Source organism: Ruegeria meonggei, from assembly GCF_900172215.1.
GTDB lineage: Bacteria > Pseudomonadota > Alphaproteobacteria > Rhodobacterales > Rhodobacteraceae > Ruegeria > Ruegeria meonggei.
In genome coordinates this window covers 204,975-219,778 of record NZ_FWFP01000002.1, presented here as the reverse complement: position 1 = coordinate 219,778, position 14,804 = coordinate 204,975, and the positions used below count along the sequence as shown (strand labels likewise).

Annotated in this window: 20 protein-coding genes and 1 other RNA gene; 13 read left to right on the top strand and 8 right to left on the bottom strand. The window is 58.0% G+C overall.

Annotated elements, in window-relative coordinates; genetic code table 11:
• Positions 1–11: 11 nt before the first annotated feature.
• Positions 12–884 (bottom strand): pseudouridine synthase, encoded by an 873-nt coding sequence (locus RUM8411_RS03775; protein WP_085821306.1) that lies wholly within the window; start codon positions 882–884, stop codon positions 12–14.
• Here RUM8411_RS03775 and RUM8411_RS03770 point away from each other — a divergent pair.
• Positions 883–1,332, top strand: coding sequence for a nucleoside deaminase (locus tag RUM8411_RS03770; RefSeq protein ID WP_085821305.1), 450 nt, complete (start codon positions 883–885; stop codon positions 1,330–1,332). The genes RUM8411_RS03775 and RUM8411_RS03770 overlap by 2 nt on opposite strands.
• A gap of 2 nt (positions 1,333–1,334) precedes the next feature.
• On the opposite strand, the gene RUM8411_RS03765 is transcribed toward RUM8411_RS03770, so the two are convergent.
• Positions 1,335–2,027, bottom strand: a complete 693-nt coding sequence (locus tag RUM8411_RS03765) for a metal-dependent hydrolase (protein ID WP_085821304.1) — start codon at positions 2,025–2,027, stop codon at positions 1,335–1,337.
• Between the two features lie 60 nt (positions 2,028–2,087).
• On the opposite strand from RUM8411_RS03765, the gene RUM8411_RS03760 reads away from it, so the two are divergent.
• Positions 2,088–2,744: a ceramidase domain-containing protein gene (locus RUM8411_RS03760; RefSeq protein ID WP_085821303.1), complete on the top strand. Its 657-nt coding sequence runs from the start codon at positions 2,088–2,090 to the stop codon at positions 2,742–2,744.
• On the opposite strand, the gene RUM8411_RS03755 is transcribed toward RUM8411_RS03760, so the two are convergent.
• Positions 2,735–3,298, bottom strand: a complete 564-nt coding sequence (locus tag RUM8411_RS03755) for a DUF4202 domain-containing protein (protein ID WP_085821589.1) — start codon at positions 3,296–3,298, stop codon at positions 2,735–2,737. The genes RUM8411_RS03760 and RUM8411_RS03755 overlap by 10 nt on opposite strands.
• A gap of 147 nt (positions 3,299–3,445) precedes the next feature.
• Positions 3,446–3,601, bottom strand: a complete 156-nt coding sequence (locus RUM8411_RS22805; RefSeq protein WP_200818529.1) for a hypothetical protein — start codon at positions 3,599–3,601, stop codon at positions 3,446–3,448.
• 230 nt (positions 3,602–3,831) lie between these two features.
• Here RUM8411_RS22805 and gatC point away from each other — a divergent pair, with 230 nt between their 5' ends.
• The 5 genes from gatC to rnpB all read left to right on the top strand — a co-directional run bounded on the left by gatC (position 3,832) and on the right by rnpB (position 7,537).
• Positions 3,832–4,119, top strand: a complete 288-nt coding sequence (gene gatC, locus RUM8411_RS03750) for an Asp-tRNA(Asn)/Glu-tRNA(Gln) amidotransferase subunit GatC (RefSeq protein ID WP_039536649.1) — start codon at positions 3,832–3,834, stop codon at positions 4,117–4,119.
• A 3-nt stretch (positions 4,120–4,122) separates the two neighbouring features.
• Positions 4,123–5,610, top strand: coding sequence for an Asp-tRNA(Asn)/Glu-tRNA(Gln) amidotransferase subunit GatA (gene gatA / locus RUM8411_RS03745; protein WP_085821302.1), 1,488 nt, complete (start codon positions 4,123–4,125; stop codon positions 5,608–5,610).
• A 40-nt stretch (positions 5,611–5,650) separates the two neighbouring features.
• Complete coding sequence (locus tag RUM8411_RS03740) at positions 5,651–6,346, top strand: hypothetical protein (RefSeq protein WP_085821301.1); 696 nt, start codon at positions 5,651–5,653, stop codon at positions 6,344–6,346.
• 58 nt (positions 6,347–6,404) lie between these two features.
• On the top strand, positions 6,405–7,010 hold the full coding sequence (locus tag RUM8411_RS03735; protein ID WP_234995124.1) for an N-acetylmuramoyl-L-alanine amidase: 606 nt from the start codon (positions 6,405–6,407) through the stop codon (positions 7,008–7,010).
• Positions 7,011–7,139: 129 nt separating this feature from the next.
• An RNA gene (gene rnpB / locus RUM8411_RS03730) (RNase P RNA component class A) lies at positions 7,140–7,537 on the top strand.
• A gap of 8 nt (positions 7,538–7,545) precedes the next feature.
• Here rnpB and RUM8411_RS03725 read toward each other — a convergent pair.
• Positions 7,546–7,878, bottom strand: a complete 333-nt coding sequence (locus RUM8411_RS03725; protein ID WP_085821300.1) for a GYD domain-containing protein — start codon at positions 7,876–7,878, stop codon at positions 7,546–7,548.
• 311 nt (positions 7,879–8,189) lie between these two features.
• Here RUM8411_RS03725 and RUM8411_RS03720 point away from each other — a divergent pair, with 311 nt between their 5' ends.
• From RUM8411_RS03720 to RUM8411_RS03710, 3 genes are all read left to right on the top strand, one after another.
• On the top strand, positions 8,190–8,885 hold the full coding sequence (locus RUM8411_RS03720) for a DUF533 domain-containing protein (RefSeq protein WP_085821299.1): 696 nt from the start codon (positions 8,190–8,192) through the stop codon (positions 8,883–8,885).
• A 132-nt stretch (positions 8,886–9,017) separates the two neighbouring features.
• A complete protein-coding gene (gene rpmG, locus RUM8411_RS03715; protein WP_010441901.1) occupies positions 9,018–9,185 on the top strand; it encodes a 50S ribosomal protein L33 in 168 nt (55 codons plus the stop codon).
• A gap of 175 nt (positions 9,186–9,360) precedes the next feature.
• Positions 9,361–9,867: a hypothetical protein gene (locus RUM8411_RS03710; protein WP_159453850.1), complete on the top strand. Its 507-nt coding sequence runs from the start codon at positions 9,361–9,363 to the stop codon at positions 9,865–9,867.
• Positions 9,868–10,044: 177 nt separating this feature from the next.
• Here RUM8411_RS03710 and RUM8411_RS03705 read toward each other — a convergent pair whose 3' ends face one another.
• Both RUM8411_RS03705 and RUM8411_RS03700 read right to left on the bottom strand, forming a co-directional pair.
• Positions 10,045–10,824 carry a Bax inhibitor-1/YccA family protein gene (locus RUM8411_RS03705; protein ID WP_085821297.1) on the bottom strand — a complete coding sequence of 260 codons (780 nt, stop codon included), beginning with the start codon at positions 10,822–10,824 and terminating at the stop codon, positions 10,045–10,047.
• Positions 10,825–11,006: 182 nt separating this feature from the next.
• On the bottom strand, positions 11,007–11,216 hold the full coding sequence (locus tag RUM8411_RS03700; protein ID WP_085821296.1) for a DUF1127 domain-containing protein: 210 nt from the start codon (positions 11,214–11,216) through the stop codon (positions 11,007–11,009).
• Between the two features lie 126 nt (positions 11,217–11,342).
• Here RUM8411_RS03700 and RUM8411_RS03695 point away from each other — a divergent pair, with 126 nt between their 5' ends.
• Positions 11,343–12,224 (top strand): LysR family transcriptional regulator, encoded by an 882-nt coding sequence (locus tag RUM8411_RS03695; RefSeq protein ID WP_085821586.1) that lies wholly within the window; start codon positions 11,343–11,345, stop codon positions 12,222–12,224.
• Between the two features lie 7 nt (positions 12,225–12,231).
• Here RUM8411_RS03695 and RUM8411_RS03690 read toward each other — a convergent pair whose 3' ends face one another.
• Entirely contained in the window at positions 12,232–13,188 is a 957-nt protein-coding gene (locus RUM8411_RS03690; RefSeq protein ID WP_085821295.1) for an NADPH:quinone oxidoreductase family protein, read from the bottom strand.
• A gap of 334 nt (positions 13,189–13,522) precedes the next feature.
• Here RUM8411_RS03690 and RUM8411_RS03685 point away from each other — a divergent pair, with 334 nt between their 5' ends.
• Both RUM8411_RS03685 and hisN read left to right on the top strand, forming a co-directional pair.
• A complete protein-coding gene (locus RUM8411_RS03685) occupies positions 13,523–13,894 on the top strand; it encodes a helix-turn-helix domain-containing protein (RefSeq protein ID WP_085821294.1) in 372 nt (123 codons plus the stop codon).
• Between the two features lie 45 nt (positions 13,895–13,939).
• Positions 13,940–14,731 (top strand): histidinol-phosphatase, encoded by a 792-nt coding sequence (hisN, locus tag RUM8411_RS03680; RefSeq protein ID WP_085821293.1) that lies wholly within the window; start codon positions 13,940–13,942, stop codon positions 14,729–14,731.
• Positions 14,732–14,804: the final 73 nt, after the last annotated feature.

Genomic DNA, 14,804 nt, shown 5'->3' with positions numbered 1-14,804 from the left:
CATAACCCGCGTCACTTGCGAGGTTTCTTGCCAACAACGGGTCGTTTTCGCTGTGCGCGCGCGGGGCGTTTGACCGGCGCGTCTGCTTCTGCTTCCAGTCCCAATTGGTCGCGCATCACACGGCGGCGGATTTCTTCGACCTCGCCGGGTTTCAGATTGCCCAGTTGGAACGGGCCGTAAGAGACACGCAAAAGGCGGTTCACGGTGAACCCGATATCCTCGATCGCGCGGCGAATCTCGCGGTTCTTGCCCTCGCGCAGGCCGATGGTCAGCCAGGCATTCGCCCCTTGCTGACGATCCAGAGACACATCCATCGGCAAAAACCGCTCGCCGTCGATCACCAAACCCTTGCGCAGAGGGGCGAAATCTTCGTCTTTGGGGCGGCCGTTCAGCCGGACACGGTATTTGCGCAGCCAGCCAGTCGAAGGTAGTTCCAGCTTGCGTTTGATGCCGCCGTCATTGGTCAAAAGCAGCAGACCTTCGGAATTCAAGTCCAGCCGGCCAACGCTCATGACGCGGGGCATGTCCTCGGGCAGTTTGTCAAAGATCGTCGCGCGCCCTTTTTCGTCGCGGGTTGTCGTCACCAGGCCCGAGGGCTTGTGATACAACCACAGGCGCGAGGGTTCAGGTTCGGATACAGGTTTGCCATCTACGGCGATCTTGTCCTTGGCGGTGACGTTGAGCGCCGGGCTGTCGATGGCCTTGCCATTCACGGTCACACGACCGGCTTCGATCATGCGTTCGGCTTCGCGGCGCGAGGCGACGCCCGCGCGGGCCAGCACTTTGGCGATCCGGTCGCCGGGAGGAGGGGTTTTGTTCATCCGCAGGCCATAGCGCATCCCGTCCGCTTGCGAAAGGCGGGTTTCTGATGCAGTCAGGGTCATGGTGTTTAAATCGCATATGGACAAGGCACTGGTAGAAGCCCGCGCTGCTGCGGATCGCGGCGAGGTTCCCGTGGGGGCTGTCATTGTCGCGCCTGACGGTCACGTGGTGGCACAGGCGGGCAACCGGACGCGCGAACTGAACGATCCCACTGCCCATGCCGAGATTCTGGCCCTGCGCGCAGCCTGCGCCGCCGCCGGATCCGAGAGGCTGCCGGATCACGACCTTTATGTGACACTTGAACCTTGTGCGATGTGTGCAGCAGCGTTGGCAGCAGCGCGCATTCGGCGCATCTATTACGGCGCGGCTGATCCCAAATCTGGTGGCGTGGCCCATGGCGCGCGGGTTTTCACCCACAGTCAGGCGCATCACGTGCCTGAGGTCTACGACGGCATCGGGGGGCGAGAGGCCACCGCGCTGTTGAAAGAATTCTTCGCCGCGCGGCGCTGAGCCTAAAGGGTGATCGCCTGCATCAACTCGGGCTCAATCACGTCGACACCGGGCAAGCCATCCGCCAACACCTGAGCGGACTGTTCCAAAATGGGGAAGGTCTTGTAATGGCAGGGAATCACCGTCTTGAAGTTGAAATATCGCTTGCCCGCGTAAGCGGCGCCTTTCATATCCATGGTAAAATGACCGCCCGCCGACAGGATGCCGATATCGGGTTTGTAGTAATCCCCCATCCAATCCATATCGGCCATGATATCCGTATCGCCGGACACATAGACCATGTGGCCCTCGGAGGCGATCATGAAGCCAACCTCACTGCCACCAGTGCGCAGGCCATCTGGTGTGGAAAAAGTCGAACTGTGCGAGGCTGGCACCATCGAGACTTTGATACCATTCAGGTTCACCGTACCACCCTTGTTGAAGCCGATGGTCTCCAGGCTTTCGGCCTCGGCCCAATAGCCCATCAGATCGTATTGGCCGACCACTGGCACGTTGAGATGCTTAGCCAATGAGACGACATCAGCCACATGGTCGAAATGCGTATGCGTCAAAAGGATGTGCGTTGCCCCGTCCAGCGCTGCGTCGTGCTGGTCTTCGCCCAGAACGGGATTGCCAGTCAGCCAGGGATCGATCAGCAGGACCTGCCCTTGTGTTTCAATACGAAAGCTGCCGTGTCCCAACCAGATGATGTTCATGAATTCGTCCTCCCAAAACAAACTGTTGGCTTCAATCTAGCATCGGCTATGTAAAAGTTCATGGACTGGTTGCAGGAAATCGACGGCTATTGCGAACGTTTGTCGCCTGCCTATTGGGCCGAACCAATAAATGCGGTGACAAACGCAGCTTTTCTGGTCGCCGCCTGGATCATGTGGCGACGGGTGCGGGGGCAGGGGATGCCCGTTGCGATAGCTTTGGTTGTCATTCTGGTCGGAATCGGTGTCGGTAGCTATATGTTCCACACCCATGCACAGGTTTGGGCGGCCATTGCGGACACGACGCCCATATTGCTGTTCATTCTCGTCTATATCTTTGCGATCAACCGGGATGTCTGGCATATGCGGCCGCTTTATGCCTTTGGAGGCACGGTTTTGTTCGTGCCCTATGCGGTGGTCACTGTGCCGGTGTTTCAGCTTATCCCAGGGTTGGGCGGATCTGCGGCCTATGCGCCCGTGCCCTTGTTGATTCTGATCTATGCGGCCTTGCTGCGGGGCAGGGTGCCAGAGACGGCCAGAGGTCTGGCGATTGGTGCGACGATTCTTATCGCCTCAGTCACCTTCCGCGCCCTGGATGAACCCTTGTGTGGGCAAATCCCGTTGGGCACCCATTTTCTGTGGCACATCCTGAACGCCATCATGCTGGGTTGGATGATCGAGGTGTATCGAAGGCATCTGATCCGTACCCGTCAGGCCTGAAACGCGGCGGCAAGGTCATGGGGCAGGTCAAACTCTGTCAGCACGCGCGCGCGACCATCGGCTGACATCTTGCGCGCGGTTTTCTCAACAATGCTTTGGATTTTCGCTGCTGAGTGTTTGGCGGCGAAGGGCGCAAAATACCATTTGAGGAACACGAAACAAATGACGTCCTCCAGCGATTGGACTTCGGCATCGCGTTTTATGCCTTGTTTGCGCAGCATTCGACCCGCGGCTTCGGCTTCGTCGGCGCCATAGCCGCCCTGTTCCATCAGGGTCATGACAATCTCGGCATGGTGGACCCCCTGCGCCTTGCGCCAGGCCAGATATCCGGCGCGGCCTTCTGGATATTCGGTGCGGGCAAGCTTCCAGCGTTCCACATGCTGGCCACGTGCTGCAATCTGCAGCGGGTCTGATGCGTCAGGGACAAGTCGGTTCAGCTCGGCGCTCATGCGCTGGCCGTACAACAGGGCGGCTGGCTGGCCGTCTTCGAGGTTTGGGTCTTGAATATTGGCCGCATCGATAGCGTCCAGAACCGATTGCTTTCGCGCACTCATTTTACGCTCCGTTGGCTGGCCCGATCTGCGGTGCAGCCCGGGCGGGTTTTTCATCACCATCGTAGCGGTATGTCAGGGCAAGTGCAGCACTCAATTGAAAAATTCCCGAGCCAGGTCAGGGGGCCCTGGCCCGGGACAGGAGAAGACTTATTTGTCCACCTTAGTCTGATCCTGCGTCACCGTATCAGGAGCAGGTTTGGGGAAGGTCAGCGTCGGGGGCAGGCTGCCGACCTGAACAAATGCATATGCGGGGGCCGTCAGGGTGGTCGCAGACAGAACAAGGGCAGTAATGAGGGTTTTCATTTTCGTTCTCCGGTTTGCGTTGTGTCGTACGAAATGAAATGAACAGTACGGTTTAGCTTTTCAAGGCGAGAAATGAACTAATCGGTTTACTTTTGTGCATAGGGCATATGCAAAATTGAATGGCAGTTTGGGGCAAACAGAGCATGGCAGGGCGACATCCGTCCTCTGGCGGTCTTGCGACCGGAGCATCAGACAGGTAAATGCCCCCCTAACGCATATGAGGTTTTCCGATGTCGATTGACCAAAGCACTGCCGCCAAAGTGGCCAAACTGGCCCGGATCAAGGTCGAGGATGACGCGCTGCCCGCGCTGGCGTCCGAGTTCAACACAATCCTTGGGTTCATCGAGCAACTCAACGAAGTGGATGTTGATGGTGTCGAGCCGATGGTCTCGGTCGAACCGATGCGCCTGAAACGCCGCGAAGATGTGGTCACCGACGGCAATCAGCAGGACAAGGTTCTGGCCAACGCCCCCGACGCGCGCGAAGGTTTTTTCGCAGTCCCCAAAGTGGTGGAGTAAGACATGAGCGATCTGAACAAACTGGGCCTGGCCGAGGCCCGCGATGCGCTGCGCAAGGGTGATGTAACTTCGGTCGAGTTGACCGAATCCTGCCTCACAGCCATTGACGATGCCGACGCGTTGAACGCCTTTGTCCACAAAACCCCCGAGATCGCGCTGGAACGTGCCAAGGCTGCGGATGCGCGGATCAAGGCGGGCGATGCGCCTTCGATGTGCGGCCTGCCGATTGGTATCAAGGACCTTTTCTGCACCAAAGGCGTGCCGTCACAGGCGGGTTCGAAGATTCTGGACGGGTTCAAGCCGGAATACGAATCCACCGTATCGCAGCAATTGGCCGACGCAGGCGCCGTGATGTTGGGCAAGCTGAACATGGACGAGTTTGCCATGGGCTCGTCCAACGAGACCTCGACTTACGGCAATGCGGTCAGCCCTTGGCGGCGTGGCAATGATGACGCGCAGCTGACACCGGGTGGCTCATCTGGTGGGTCGGCGTCTGCCGTGGCTGCTGATCTGTGTTTGGCCGCGACCGGCACCGATACCGGTGGCTCGATCCGTCAACCTGCGGCGTTTGTTGGCATAACCGGCATCAAACCCACCTATGGCCGCTGCTCGCGCTGGGGCATTGTGGCCTTTGCCTCCTCGCTGGATCAGGCCGGGCCGATGACCAAGAACGTGCGCGACGCGGCGATCATGCTGGAAACCATGTGTGGTCACGACGCCAAGGATTCGACCAGCGCCGAACTGGCCGTGCCGAATTTTGAGGCGAAGCTGACTGGCGACATCAAAGGCAAGAAGATCGGTATCCCCAAGGAATACCGCATGGAGGGTATGCCGGCCGAGATCGAAAAGCTCTGGGCTGACGGTGCCGCAATGCTGAAAGACGCAGGCGCCGAGATAGTCGATATCTCACTGCCGCATACCAAATACGCGCTGCCAGCCTATTACGTGATTGCACCGGCCGAGGCGTCTTCGAACCTTGCCCGGTACGATGGTGTCCGCTATGGCCGCCGCGCGCAGATGGCACAAGGGGACGGCATCACCGAGATGTACGAGAAAACCCGCGCCGAAGGCTTTGGACATGAGGTCCAGCGCCGCGTCATGATCGGCACCTATGTGCTGTCAGCGGGGTTCTACGACGCCTACTACAATCGCGCCCGCAAGGTTCGCACGCTGATCAAGAAAGACTTCGAAGACGTCTTCGCGGCTGGCGTCGACGCGATCCTGACCCCGGCAACACCTTCGGCCTCATTCGGCTTGGGTGAAATGACCGAGGCGGACCCGGTTCAGATGTATCTGAACGACGTTTTCACCGTCACGGTGAACCTTGCTGGTCTGCCGGGTATTTCCATACCTGCGGGTCTGGACAAACAGGGTCTGCCCCTTGGCCTGCAGCTGATCGGGCGCCCATGGGACGAAGGTGATCTGCTGAACACAGCCTATGCGCTGGAAAGCGCCGCCGGGTTTGTGGCAAAGCCCGGGAAATGGTGGTAAGCCTCAGGTCAGGCAAGACAACGAAAGACGGAGCAGCTGAATGCGCTTTACGCTTCTGATCCCCGCAATTGGGTTTGTGGCCGCTTGCAACACGGTGGCCCCCGTTTCTGGGACTGAGTTCAATACGCCGTCCTATCAGGCCCAGCGTGAGGCGCAGTTGGCCGGGCAGGGGTATTCGGGAGGCACACTGCTCAGCCCGGCTGAGGTATCCGAACAGCAGCTTGGAGCACCTGGCGCAGCGTCTACCGTGCCAACGGGCGATGACGCCGATCTTGCCTCTGCGACAGCGGCAGCCTTGGCCAGCACTTCAGGGCAAAGCGCCCCTACGCAGGCGGGCAACAACACGGCAATTTCCGACGAACAGGATTTTGCAGCTGTGTCTGACCGCCGGAGTATCGAATCCGACGCGGCGCTGATCGAACAAAACCGCCAAACCTATGAGGTGGTCGCACCAACCGCTGTCCCGCAACGCGGAACCGATGGCCAACCTAATATTGTGCAGTATGCGTTAAGCACTTCCAACCTGGTCGGCACTCAGCTTTACAGCCGCGCAGGGTTCAACCTGCAGGCCAAGGCACAGCGCAATTGTGCCCGCTACGCCTCAGCCGATCAGGCCCAGATCGAATTCCTGTCCAGCGGCGGGCCGCAGCGCGACCGCAAAGGCCTGGACCCGGATGGCGATGGCTATGCTTGCAGCTGGGATCCCGGCCCGTTCCGCAGTGCCGTCAACAACTAATCCCGTATCGCCCATCTGGCACCCGTCCCCCAATTTTGGTCCACGCCGGGACGGGCTAATGCCATCTTTGATCGTTCTGCATTACACTGCCATGAACAGTGCTCAGGCTGCACTGCATCGTTTGTGCGACCCTGCGTATGAAGTCTCGGCCCACTACTTGATCGGTGCAGATGGCACGCTCTGGCAGATGGTCGACGAAAAAGACCGCGCCTGGCACGCGGGTGCCGGCAGCTGGCACGGCCAAACAGACATCAACTCCCGCTCAATCGGGATCGAACTAGACAATACCGGTAAACACCCGTTCCCCGAGCCTCAGTTGACTGTACTGGACCGCCTTCTGACCCAAACCATGGCGCGTTGGTCGATTTCACCACACAGGGTTATCGGCCATTCAGACATGGCCCCAGGTCGCAAGATCGATCCCGGCCCCCGGTTCCCCTGGCAACGGCTGGAGTATCTGAACCTGGCTGGCCAACGCGGCCGGAACAACGATCCGCAATGCGCGTCCATGCGAACGTTCCGCACATTGGTTGAAAACGCGGGTTTCCCACCGGATGTGGACGACGAAACCCTGCTCGCCGCGGTGCGTCTCAGATATCGGCCCTGGGCCAATGGCCCCCTTGCTCCGGCAGATTTCGTACCCCTGGCATCCAAAGATCGCTGATCTGGAATCGCCCTTCATCTGGCCGGAAATATCCCGGGGTTGAATTGGCCGCAGGCCAAGAAGGGGCTGGCCTCTTCTACCCTTCTCCGCTCTTGACGGCAGTGGGCACTCAGCATACCCACACTCTGCGCGGAGGGCCGGATGGCCGCTGGGGTGCAAACCCGAGAGGAAAGTCCGGACTCCACAAGACAACGGTGCCGGGTAACGCCCGGGCGGGGAAACCCGACGGAAAGCGCCACAGAAATCAGACCGCCCCGGATTTCGGTCCGAGGTAAGGGTGAAACGGTGGGGTAAGAGCCCACCGCGCCGCTGGCAACAGGGGCGGCACGGCAAGCCCCACCGGGAGCAATGCCAAATAGGGTCCCCGCGCGGGTCGGTCGGCGTCAGCCGATACCACCGCTAGGCATGTCCTGGCCGAGAGGGACCGGGTTGGCAGCTTGAGCCGTGCAGCAATGTGCGGCCTAGAGGAATGGTCATCGAAGGGGGCAACCCTGGAACAAGATCCGGCTTACAGGCCCTCCGCGCGTATTCCCGTTCAACCCCCTGGGGGTGTATAATCCCCAGTCAATCCAGCGGCTTTCTGGGTGATTGCCACAAAATCATCTGCGGTCCACGCGCGCACAGTTTCAATCTTTTCAACTGCACCCGAGGCAGCAACAGCCATACCAACTGCAACTGCATCTGTCCCATCAGGAACTTCACTGATCACAACCACATCATTCGATCCGGTTGTCATGTAAAAAGCCAGCAACTTGCCACCAACTTTTTCCATCAATGCTTTGACCGGTCCGGTGCGGTTTGCAGGTTTTTTCAACATGCCCTGAACGCCAGATTGAGAATAGGAAGCATAGGTAATGAAAATGGGCATAAATCTTCTCCTTGGTTACAAACTCTGCCGACAGAGGTTCTTGCCCGTTCCTGGCGCCTCGATCGCCACGCTCGTTGAGGGGCGCATGGCTCAAGAAGTTTGGACATGACTATCACGAACGCGTGATTGGCGCAATTTCAGGACGTGCCACATCGGTCGGAACGCGCCCTTCCGCCATCGCTTCGAAGTATTGGCCAGCGCGCAATCACACCAAGCCAGAAGCAGCGCTGTGCCGCACTAGCCCCTGTTTTGAACACAGGGCCGTAAAACCTGCTAGGCTGCACGTTTAGGCAACAACTGGGAGGATAATCATGAGTTTCATGAAAGCACTGGCTTCTGTCGCGGTCGGATTTGCGGCTGCCAAAGGTATGGAAAAATACAAGCAAATGGGCGGTATGGCCGGGCTGCAGGACATGATGCAGGGAGCCGGAGGCGGTTTCGGAATGGACCAGTTGGGCAAGATGGCCGAACAGTTCGGAATGCCAGGCGCAGCTGACGGTATGCAAAAAATGTTTGGACAGATGGGCATGGGCTATCCGGCAGGTGCCGCTGGCCTGGGCGGGCTGATGAACGCCATGCAGGCGGCGCAGGCCGGCAACAAGCAAACTGTCGACATGATGGAGACCGTCTTCAAGGGCACACCCGGTGGTGCGGTCATGGAAGAGCAAGCCAAGCTGATGCTGCGCGCCATGATTCAGGCCGCCAAATCGGACGGTGAACTGGATGAGCAGGAGAAAAAGACAATTCTGGGCACGCTGGGTGACGATGTCAGCGAAGAAGAACGCGCCTTTGTGCTGGAGCAACTAGAGGCTCCGATTGACGTCATGGGGTTGGCCGCTGATTCCGTCGGGCCGCTGAAGACGCAAATCTATGCAACCTCCCTGGCGGCGATTCGCGTGGACAACCAGCAAGAGGCCTCCTATCTGAATCAGCTTGCTACGGCGCTGGGCCTTTCAAGCGCGGAACGCGATCAAATTCACACCTATATGGGGGTCCCGACCCCGTAAGCTCGCGCCTTTTTCCTCTCGTATCCAATGCAGGCGCGATTGCGCTTGACATGGGCCGTGCAGGGCGTAAAAGCGCACGCTCATAGGAATTCAACCGAAAGGCCCCGGCCTTTTTGGACGCAGGAGATAACCATGGCGAAGCCGACGACAATCAAGATCCGTCTGAACTCGACCGCGGGCACGGGCCACTTCTACGTGACCAAGAAAAACGCGCGGACCATGACCGAGAAAATGACCATTCGTAAATACGATCCGGTCGCTCGGAAGCATGTCGAGTACAAGGAAGGCAAGATTAAGTAATCTGCCGTCCAGCTTGGACAGAATAAAAAGGGGTCTGCTACGGCAGGCCCCTTTTTCTTGGTTTGGGCCGTTGCAACGAAGCATCAGCGCCCGGGCCATTCGGCCTTGCGGTGGGTTGCTTTTTGCAAAGGCTTGGCCATACGCTTCAACAAACCGTTCCAAAATGTTGGCCGTCATGAAAAAAATCTTGTTATCCACAGTGACCGTTCTGGCCCTTGCGGCCTGCGAAGACCCGTATAACCGCGAAGGCGTTGGATTTACCGGGATCGATGGTGAACCCCGCACAATCTCGGACGTTCCGGGCGCTGCGGCCTTCCTTCCGCCTGCAACAAATGTACCCGCCGAACTGGCTGTTCTGCCGGCAATTCCCGTGACAACAGATGAGACCGAGGCAGAAAAGATCGCGCGTGTCGCTATAGACAATGGCGGTCGCAGCGACACCAGCGCGGTCGCTCTGACTGGCTCGGACACCAACCTGTACCTAAGCACGGTCAACGTGAACGGCGCATTGTACGGCGTTCTGAAAACCGCAAGTAGCAGCACCAAGGTGGACAACGCCATCGGGGCAAGCTTTGGCCGCAATGCTGAGCAGTTCACCGGCTGCCTGCCTGCAGGCGACGTGTTCCGTAAAGGATCGTCAGAGCGCAGCTCAGGCTTTGCCGTGGCGCTGAACTGCAGCTAAGGCAGGAAAAACCACCTCAAGGAATTCAGGCCCCGGCTTTGCCGGGGCTTGTTCTTTTTCAGGGACTGCTGCGATCCGTCTGCGGCGACAACTGGACAGCTAGGGTTGCGGCCGGCCAAAAGAAAAGGGCGGGTCGCTGAGGACCCGCCCTTTGAACTCTTGGAATTTAGATCCGCGCTATTCTTGCTGACCCATGAACATCAGCAGGAACTGGAACATGTTCAGGAACGAGATGTATAGGCTCAGCGCGCCGTCAAAGGCAGCTTTGTCCAGCCATTCCTGATCACCATGCGAGGCGTGCGCCACATAGGTGTTTTTGATGTCCTGCGTATAAAAGGCGGTCAGACCGGCGAAGATCAGGATGCCAATGGCAGAGATAGCCATCATCATCACGCCCGACTGCAGGAACAGGTTGATGATCATTGCCACCAGAAGACCGATCACACCCATCATCAGGAAAGTGCCCATGCCGCTGAGATTGCGCTTGGTTGTATAACCGTAAAGGCTTAGCCCTGCGAAGGCGATCGAGGTCACGATGAAGGTCTGTGCGATCGAGTAGGGCGTGAAGATCATGAAAATTGAGCTCATCGATACGCCCATTACGGCAGCAAAGATGAAGAAGCCCAACTGTACAGCTGACGCCGACCCGCGACGCATCAAAGCGCCCCAGCCAAAGAAAATGAAGGCCAACGGTGCAAACATGATCACCCACTTCAACGGTGACAGGAACAGTGTGCCGCCCAAGCTTGTCAGATAACGGTCCGCACCGATCTGAGCGACCGCGTTGGTCGGGTCGGTCGTGACGGCGAGCCCGGCAATTGCCCACGCGGCCAGAGCCGTGATCAGCATGCCAATGGACATTGTGCCGTAGACTTTGTTCATGTGGGCGCGTAGGCCCTCGTCAATCTGGGCAGCGCGGGCGCCGGCCGCCGTCCGGACCGTGTCGAATTGTGCCATTAAAGGGTCTCCCTTCACAATATTTCAGTCGCGGCCTGCATTCAGACCACGTTCCCCGTAAATATCGGCAACTACGGGCTGTGATTCAAGAGTTTAGCGCACGAAACTGGTTAAAACGCGCAACAAAAATGGCGGTCAGCCGTGGCAGACCGCCATTTGCAGAGAAATGGTGCATTCGGAACTCACTTTTGCCAGAACTGCGGTGCATCCCAGACAGGGCGGCTGGCCTCAATTTCCGCCTGCTCACGGGTGATCCCGATGTCGGCCAGGGCCCGGTCATCCAGCTTGGCCAGACGGCAACGCTGGCGTCGCAGAGACAGCAAATCCCGGATTGAAGTCAGCGAAAAACGCCGGCGTGGTTTGCAGATGCTATAGATTTCAAGTTGGGTCATAACGAACTTCCTTTCACGATTTGCGATGAATGTTTCTCGTCTCATCAACTTCCTTGATTTATATGGCGCGATATGACACATTTTGAAAATGAATATTTATGAAGTGACACATAAGGAATCGTGAAGATGCGAAATTTGGACATCACGACCCTGCGTTCATTCGTGGCGGTGGCGGATCATGGTGGTGTGACACGCGCGGCCGGGTTCCTGCACCTGACGCAATCTGCGGTCTCAATGCAGTTGAAACGACTGGAGGAGCTGCTGGGTCTTGAGTTGCTGGACCGCAGTGGCCGCACCATTGCGCTGACCGCATCGGGCGATCAATTGCTGGCCTATGCAAGGCGCATGATCGCGCTGAATGACGAGGTGATCTCGAAACTCACAGATCAGGCGTTCGAGGGTGAGGTTGTATTAGGGGTGCCGCATGACATTGTTTATCCGGCCATTCCACGTGTCCTGCAGCGGTTTAATGCGGATTTCCCGCGCGTGCGTGTTCAGTTGGTGTCATCTTATTCGCTGCAATTGAAGGATATGTTCAAGAAGGGTGAATGCGATCTGATCCTGACCACCGAGGCGAATTGGGCCGAGGGCGCCGAGACCGTTGCCGAGCTGCCGTTGCGCTGGATCGGAGCACCGGGCGGATCAGCTTGGCGTAAACGTCCTATCCCTCTGGCGCTTGGACGTCGATGCTTGTTCCGGCCACAGGTGATCGCTGCGCTGGATGAGGCTGGTATCCCCTGGGAGCTGTCCGTTGAAACCGAAAACGACCGTACGATCGAGGCGACGGTCAGTGCCGACCTTGCTGTTCACGCGATGTTGGACGGCACAGAGGCCGCCCATCTGGCGCAGATCGAAGATGGTGGCGTTTTGCCCGACCTGCCCGCACATATGATCAATCTCTACGGGGCGGAGTCGGCGCGTGGCCCAGTGGTCGAGGCTTTGGCCGCGCTGGTGCGCCAGAACTTCCGCATGTTGGGCAGCGCCCCGTTGAAAGCAGTGGTTGGTTAAGCGGCGATCAGGGCGTGATCACAACCTTACCAGTTGCCGTACGATCCCGCAGCAATTGCAGGCCTTTTTCTGCTTCGGACAGCGGCAGGACGTGGCTGATATGAGGTTTGATCCGTCCTTCGCTATGCCAGCGGAACAGGGTTTCAAAACTGTCCTGAACGATCTGAGGCCGAAAGGTCAGGTAACCACCGATGTAAAAGCCGATCACAGTCAGGTTTTTGACCAGCAGGTGGTTGGCCGGAATCTGCGGAACGTCCCCACCGGCAAAGCCGATCGGCAGCAGGCGGCCTTCTGGGTTGGTGGCGCGAAACGCTGCTTTGAACACATCGCCGCCGATTGCGTCATAGACCACGTCCGCGCCCCCCAGGTCTTTGACGCGAATCCGCAGATCCTCTGACGCATCAATCAGGTGGTCTGCGCCAGCAGCCTGCGCGACAGCCAGTTTGTCCGCGCCGCGCGCTTGCGCAATCACCGTGGCACCCATCAATTTCCCGATTTCAACGGCCGTCAGTCCTACGCCGCCCGCGGCGCCTGTGACCAAGAGGGTTTCACCGGGCTGCAACCGGGCGCGATGGTCCAGCGCAATATGACTGGTGCCATAGGCGATCTGGATTGCGGCGGCGTCCTCAAAACCTATGGAATCGGGCAGGGGAATTGCCCGGTCTGCGTCAAACACACCGTATTCTGCCAATCCGCCCTGGCCCGAGTAAATTGCAACCCGGTCGCCAGGATTCAAATGGGTCACATCGGGGCCGACCTCATCAATGATACCGGCGATCTCCATTCCCTGTGTGAAAGGGGCTGGTGGCGTATCTTGATACGTGCCCTTTTGCATCAGCAGATCAGCAAAGTTCAATCCGCAAGCCTTGATTGCGACCCGAACCTGACCCTTGGCAGGGCGCGGAACGTCAATGTCACAAAGCTGGGCCGCTGCCCCAGAGATTGAAATTCGGTACGCCAGCATAATCGCACTCCTGTGGTTTTTTGCATAGGTTCGCGCTGGCCGCGAATTGTCAATCTCTGACCCTGCGGATCGCGAAATACGGCGTCCGTTCTGATCTGCCGTGACTTTGAAAAGGCGACGTGTGTCGGGCAAAGAATGCACAACCTTAAATCTTATTCAGTACCGTCGATTCAACCTTCTTGAAAAAAAGCGAAAAAGACGCAATATTGATCCACGGTGCTGATTAGGGGGACATGTTCCGGATTAGGGGGTGGTTAAGGTCAACTCGCTAACGTTGTGTTTGGGGCGTGTCATGCATCTGAGTAAGTTGTGTGTGTAGAATAGGAGAATACCAATGACCCATCACGTCGATGTCCATGTGGGAAAGCGTGTCCGGCACCGTCGCTGGCTGATTGGAATGACCCAACAGCAGTTGGCGCAACAAGTTGGTATTAAGTTTCAGCAGATTCAAAAATATGAAACGGGTGCCAACCGGATCAGCGCGTCCCGCCTATGGGATATTGCCGAGGCGTTGGATGTTCCTGTCAGCTTTTTCTTCGAAGGTTTGGAAGAAGCCGCCAAAGAACCTACCGGTAAAAAGTCGGTTCCTGCTGATCTGATGGGGGATAAGGAAGCTCTGGATCTGGTCCGTTCTTACTACGCGATTCCGGAAAACCAGCGCCGCCGCCTATTTGAACTTGCACGGGTGCTAAGCGACGTCGCGTGATCGACCGGGCTTGACTCTGGCGCGCACGAACCGCACGGGTAGCGCATGCAAGAGACCTCGTTAAGTGATCTGGAAGTAGCTGAGAAAATGGCCGACGCAGCGCGTTCGGTCATTCTTCCGTTTTTCAGACAGTCTAACCTTGAGACCGACAACAAACTCGCCGACGGCTTTGATCCGGTGACTGTGGCCGATCGAAATGCCGAGAAAGCCATGCGAGAAGTCTTGGCCAAACACCGCCCCGATGACGGAATTTTCGGCGAGGAATTTGGCCAGTCCAGTGGAACCAGCGGTCGCACATGGGTTCTGGACCCGATAGATGGAACGCGCGGTTTCATTAGCGGCACGCCGACCTGGGGTGTTCTGATCGCGTTGAACGCCCAGGACGCGCCGTTTTTGGGGGTGATCGATCAACCCTATATCGGCGAGCGGTTTGTTGGGACATCCGATTTGGCGCAAGTGACCGGACCAACCGGCACATCCCGTTTGAAAACCCGGACGACGCAGTCCCTGGATCAGGCGATTCTGTTCACCACATTTCCCGAAGTTGGCACGCCCGAGGATCGCGCCGGATTTGAGGCGGTGGCGCAGAATGTGCGCCTGACCCGGTATGGCATGGATTGCTATGCTTATGCGTTGCTGGCTTCGGGACAAATCGATCTGGTGATCGAATCTGGTCTTCTGGCCTATGATATTCAGGCGCCAATTGCGGTGATCAAGGCGGCGGGCGGCGTTGTTACTGATTGGCAGGGCGGGCCTGCACATAACGGGGGCCGTGCGTTGGCTGCGGCCAACCCGCAGCTTCACGCCGCAGCCTTGGAAATCCTGCGCACTTATTGAAATCTGTTGCTGCTTAGCGGCCTGTCGGGTAGGTTTCACCCGGCTGGTTCTTGTGCCCGTTTTCCGCCAGCTT

Bases quoted from the DNA above. Each gene is read 5' to 3' on its own strand.
- RUM8411_RS03725 (WP_085821300.1), bottom strand. From the start codon at position 7,878: ATGCCCATTTTCATTACCTATGCTTCCTATTCTCAATCTGGCGTTCAG.
- gatA (WP_085821302.1), top strand. From the start codon at position 4,123: ATGAGCGATCTGAACAAACTGGGCCTGGCCGAGGCCCGCGATGCGCTG.
- RUM8411_RS03735 (WP_234995124.1), top strand. From the start codon at position 6,405: ATGCCATCTTTGATCGTTCTGCATTACACTGCCATGAACAGTGCTCAG.
- RUM8411_RS22805 (WP_200818529.1), bottom strand. From the start codon at position 3,601: ATGAAAACCCTCATTACTGCCCTTGTTCTGTCTGCGACCACCCTGACG.
- rpmG (WP_010441901.1), top strand. From the start codon at position 9,018: ATGGCGAAGCCGACGACAATCAAGATCCGTCTGAACTCGACCGCGGGC.
- RUM8411_RS03760 (WP_085821303.1), top strand. From the start codon at position 2,088: ATGGACTGGTTGCAGGAAATCGACGGCTATTGCGAACGTTTGTCGCCT.
- gatC (WP_039536649.1), top strand. From the start codon at position 3,832: ATGTCGATTGACCAAAGCACTGCCGCCAAAGTGGCCAAACTGGCCCGG.
- RUM8411_RS03700 (WP_085821296.1), bottom strand. From the start codon at position 11,216: ATGACCCAACTTGAAATCTATAGCATCTGCAAACCACGCCGGCGTTTT.
- RUM8411_RS03770 (WP_085821305.1), top strand. From the start codon at position 883: ATGGTGTTTAAATCGCATATGGACAAGGCACTGGTAGAAGCCCGCGCT.
- RUM8411_RS03740 (WP_085821301.1), top strand. From the start codon at position 5,651: ATGCGCTTTACGCTTCTGATCCCCGCAATTGGGTTTGTGGCCGCTTGC.
- RUM8411_RS03755 (WP_085821589.1), bottom strand. From the start codon at position 3,298: ATGAGTGCGCGAAAGCAATCGGTTCTGGACGCTATCGATGCGGCCAAT.
- RUM8411_RS03765 (WP_085821304.1), bottom strand. From the start codon at position 2,027: ATGAACATCATCTGGTTGGGACACGGCAGCTTTCGTATTGAAACACAA.
- hisN (WP_085821293.1), top strand. From the start codon at position 13,940: ATGCAAGAGACCTCGTTAAGTGATCTGGAAGTAGCTGAGAAAATGGCC.
- RUM8411_RS03720 (WP_085821299.1), top strand. From the start codon at position 8,190: ATGAGTTTCATGAAAGCACTGGCTTCTGTCGCGGTCGGATTTGCGGCT.
- RUM8411_RS03695 (WP_085821586.1), top strand. From the start codon at position 11,343: ATGCGAAATTTGGACATCACGACCCTGCGTTCATTCGTGGCGGTGGCG.
- RUM8411_RS03775 (WP_085821306.1), bottom strand. From the start codon at position 884: ATGACCCTGACTGCATCAGAAACCCGCCTTTCGCAAGCGGACGGGATG.
- RUM8411_RS03710 (WP_159453850.1), top strand. From the start codon at position 9,361: ATGAAAAAAATCTTGTTATCCACAGTGACCGTTCTGGCCCTTGCGGCC.
- RUM8411_RS03705 (WP_085821297.1), bottom strand. From the start codon at position 10,824: ATGGCACAATTCGACACGGTCCGGACGGCGGCCGGCGCCCGCGCTGCC.
- RUM8411_RS03685 (WP_085821294.1), top strand. From the start codon at position 13,523: ATGACCCATCACGTCGATGTCCATGTGGGAAAGCGTGTCCGGCACCGT.
- RUM8411_RS03690 (WP_085821295.1), bottom strand. From the start codon at position 13,188: ATGCTGGCGTACCGAATTTCAATCTCTGGGGCAGCGGCCCAGCTTTGT.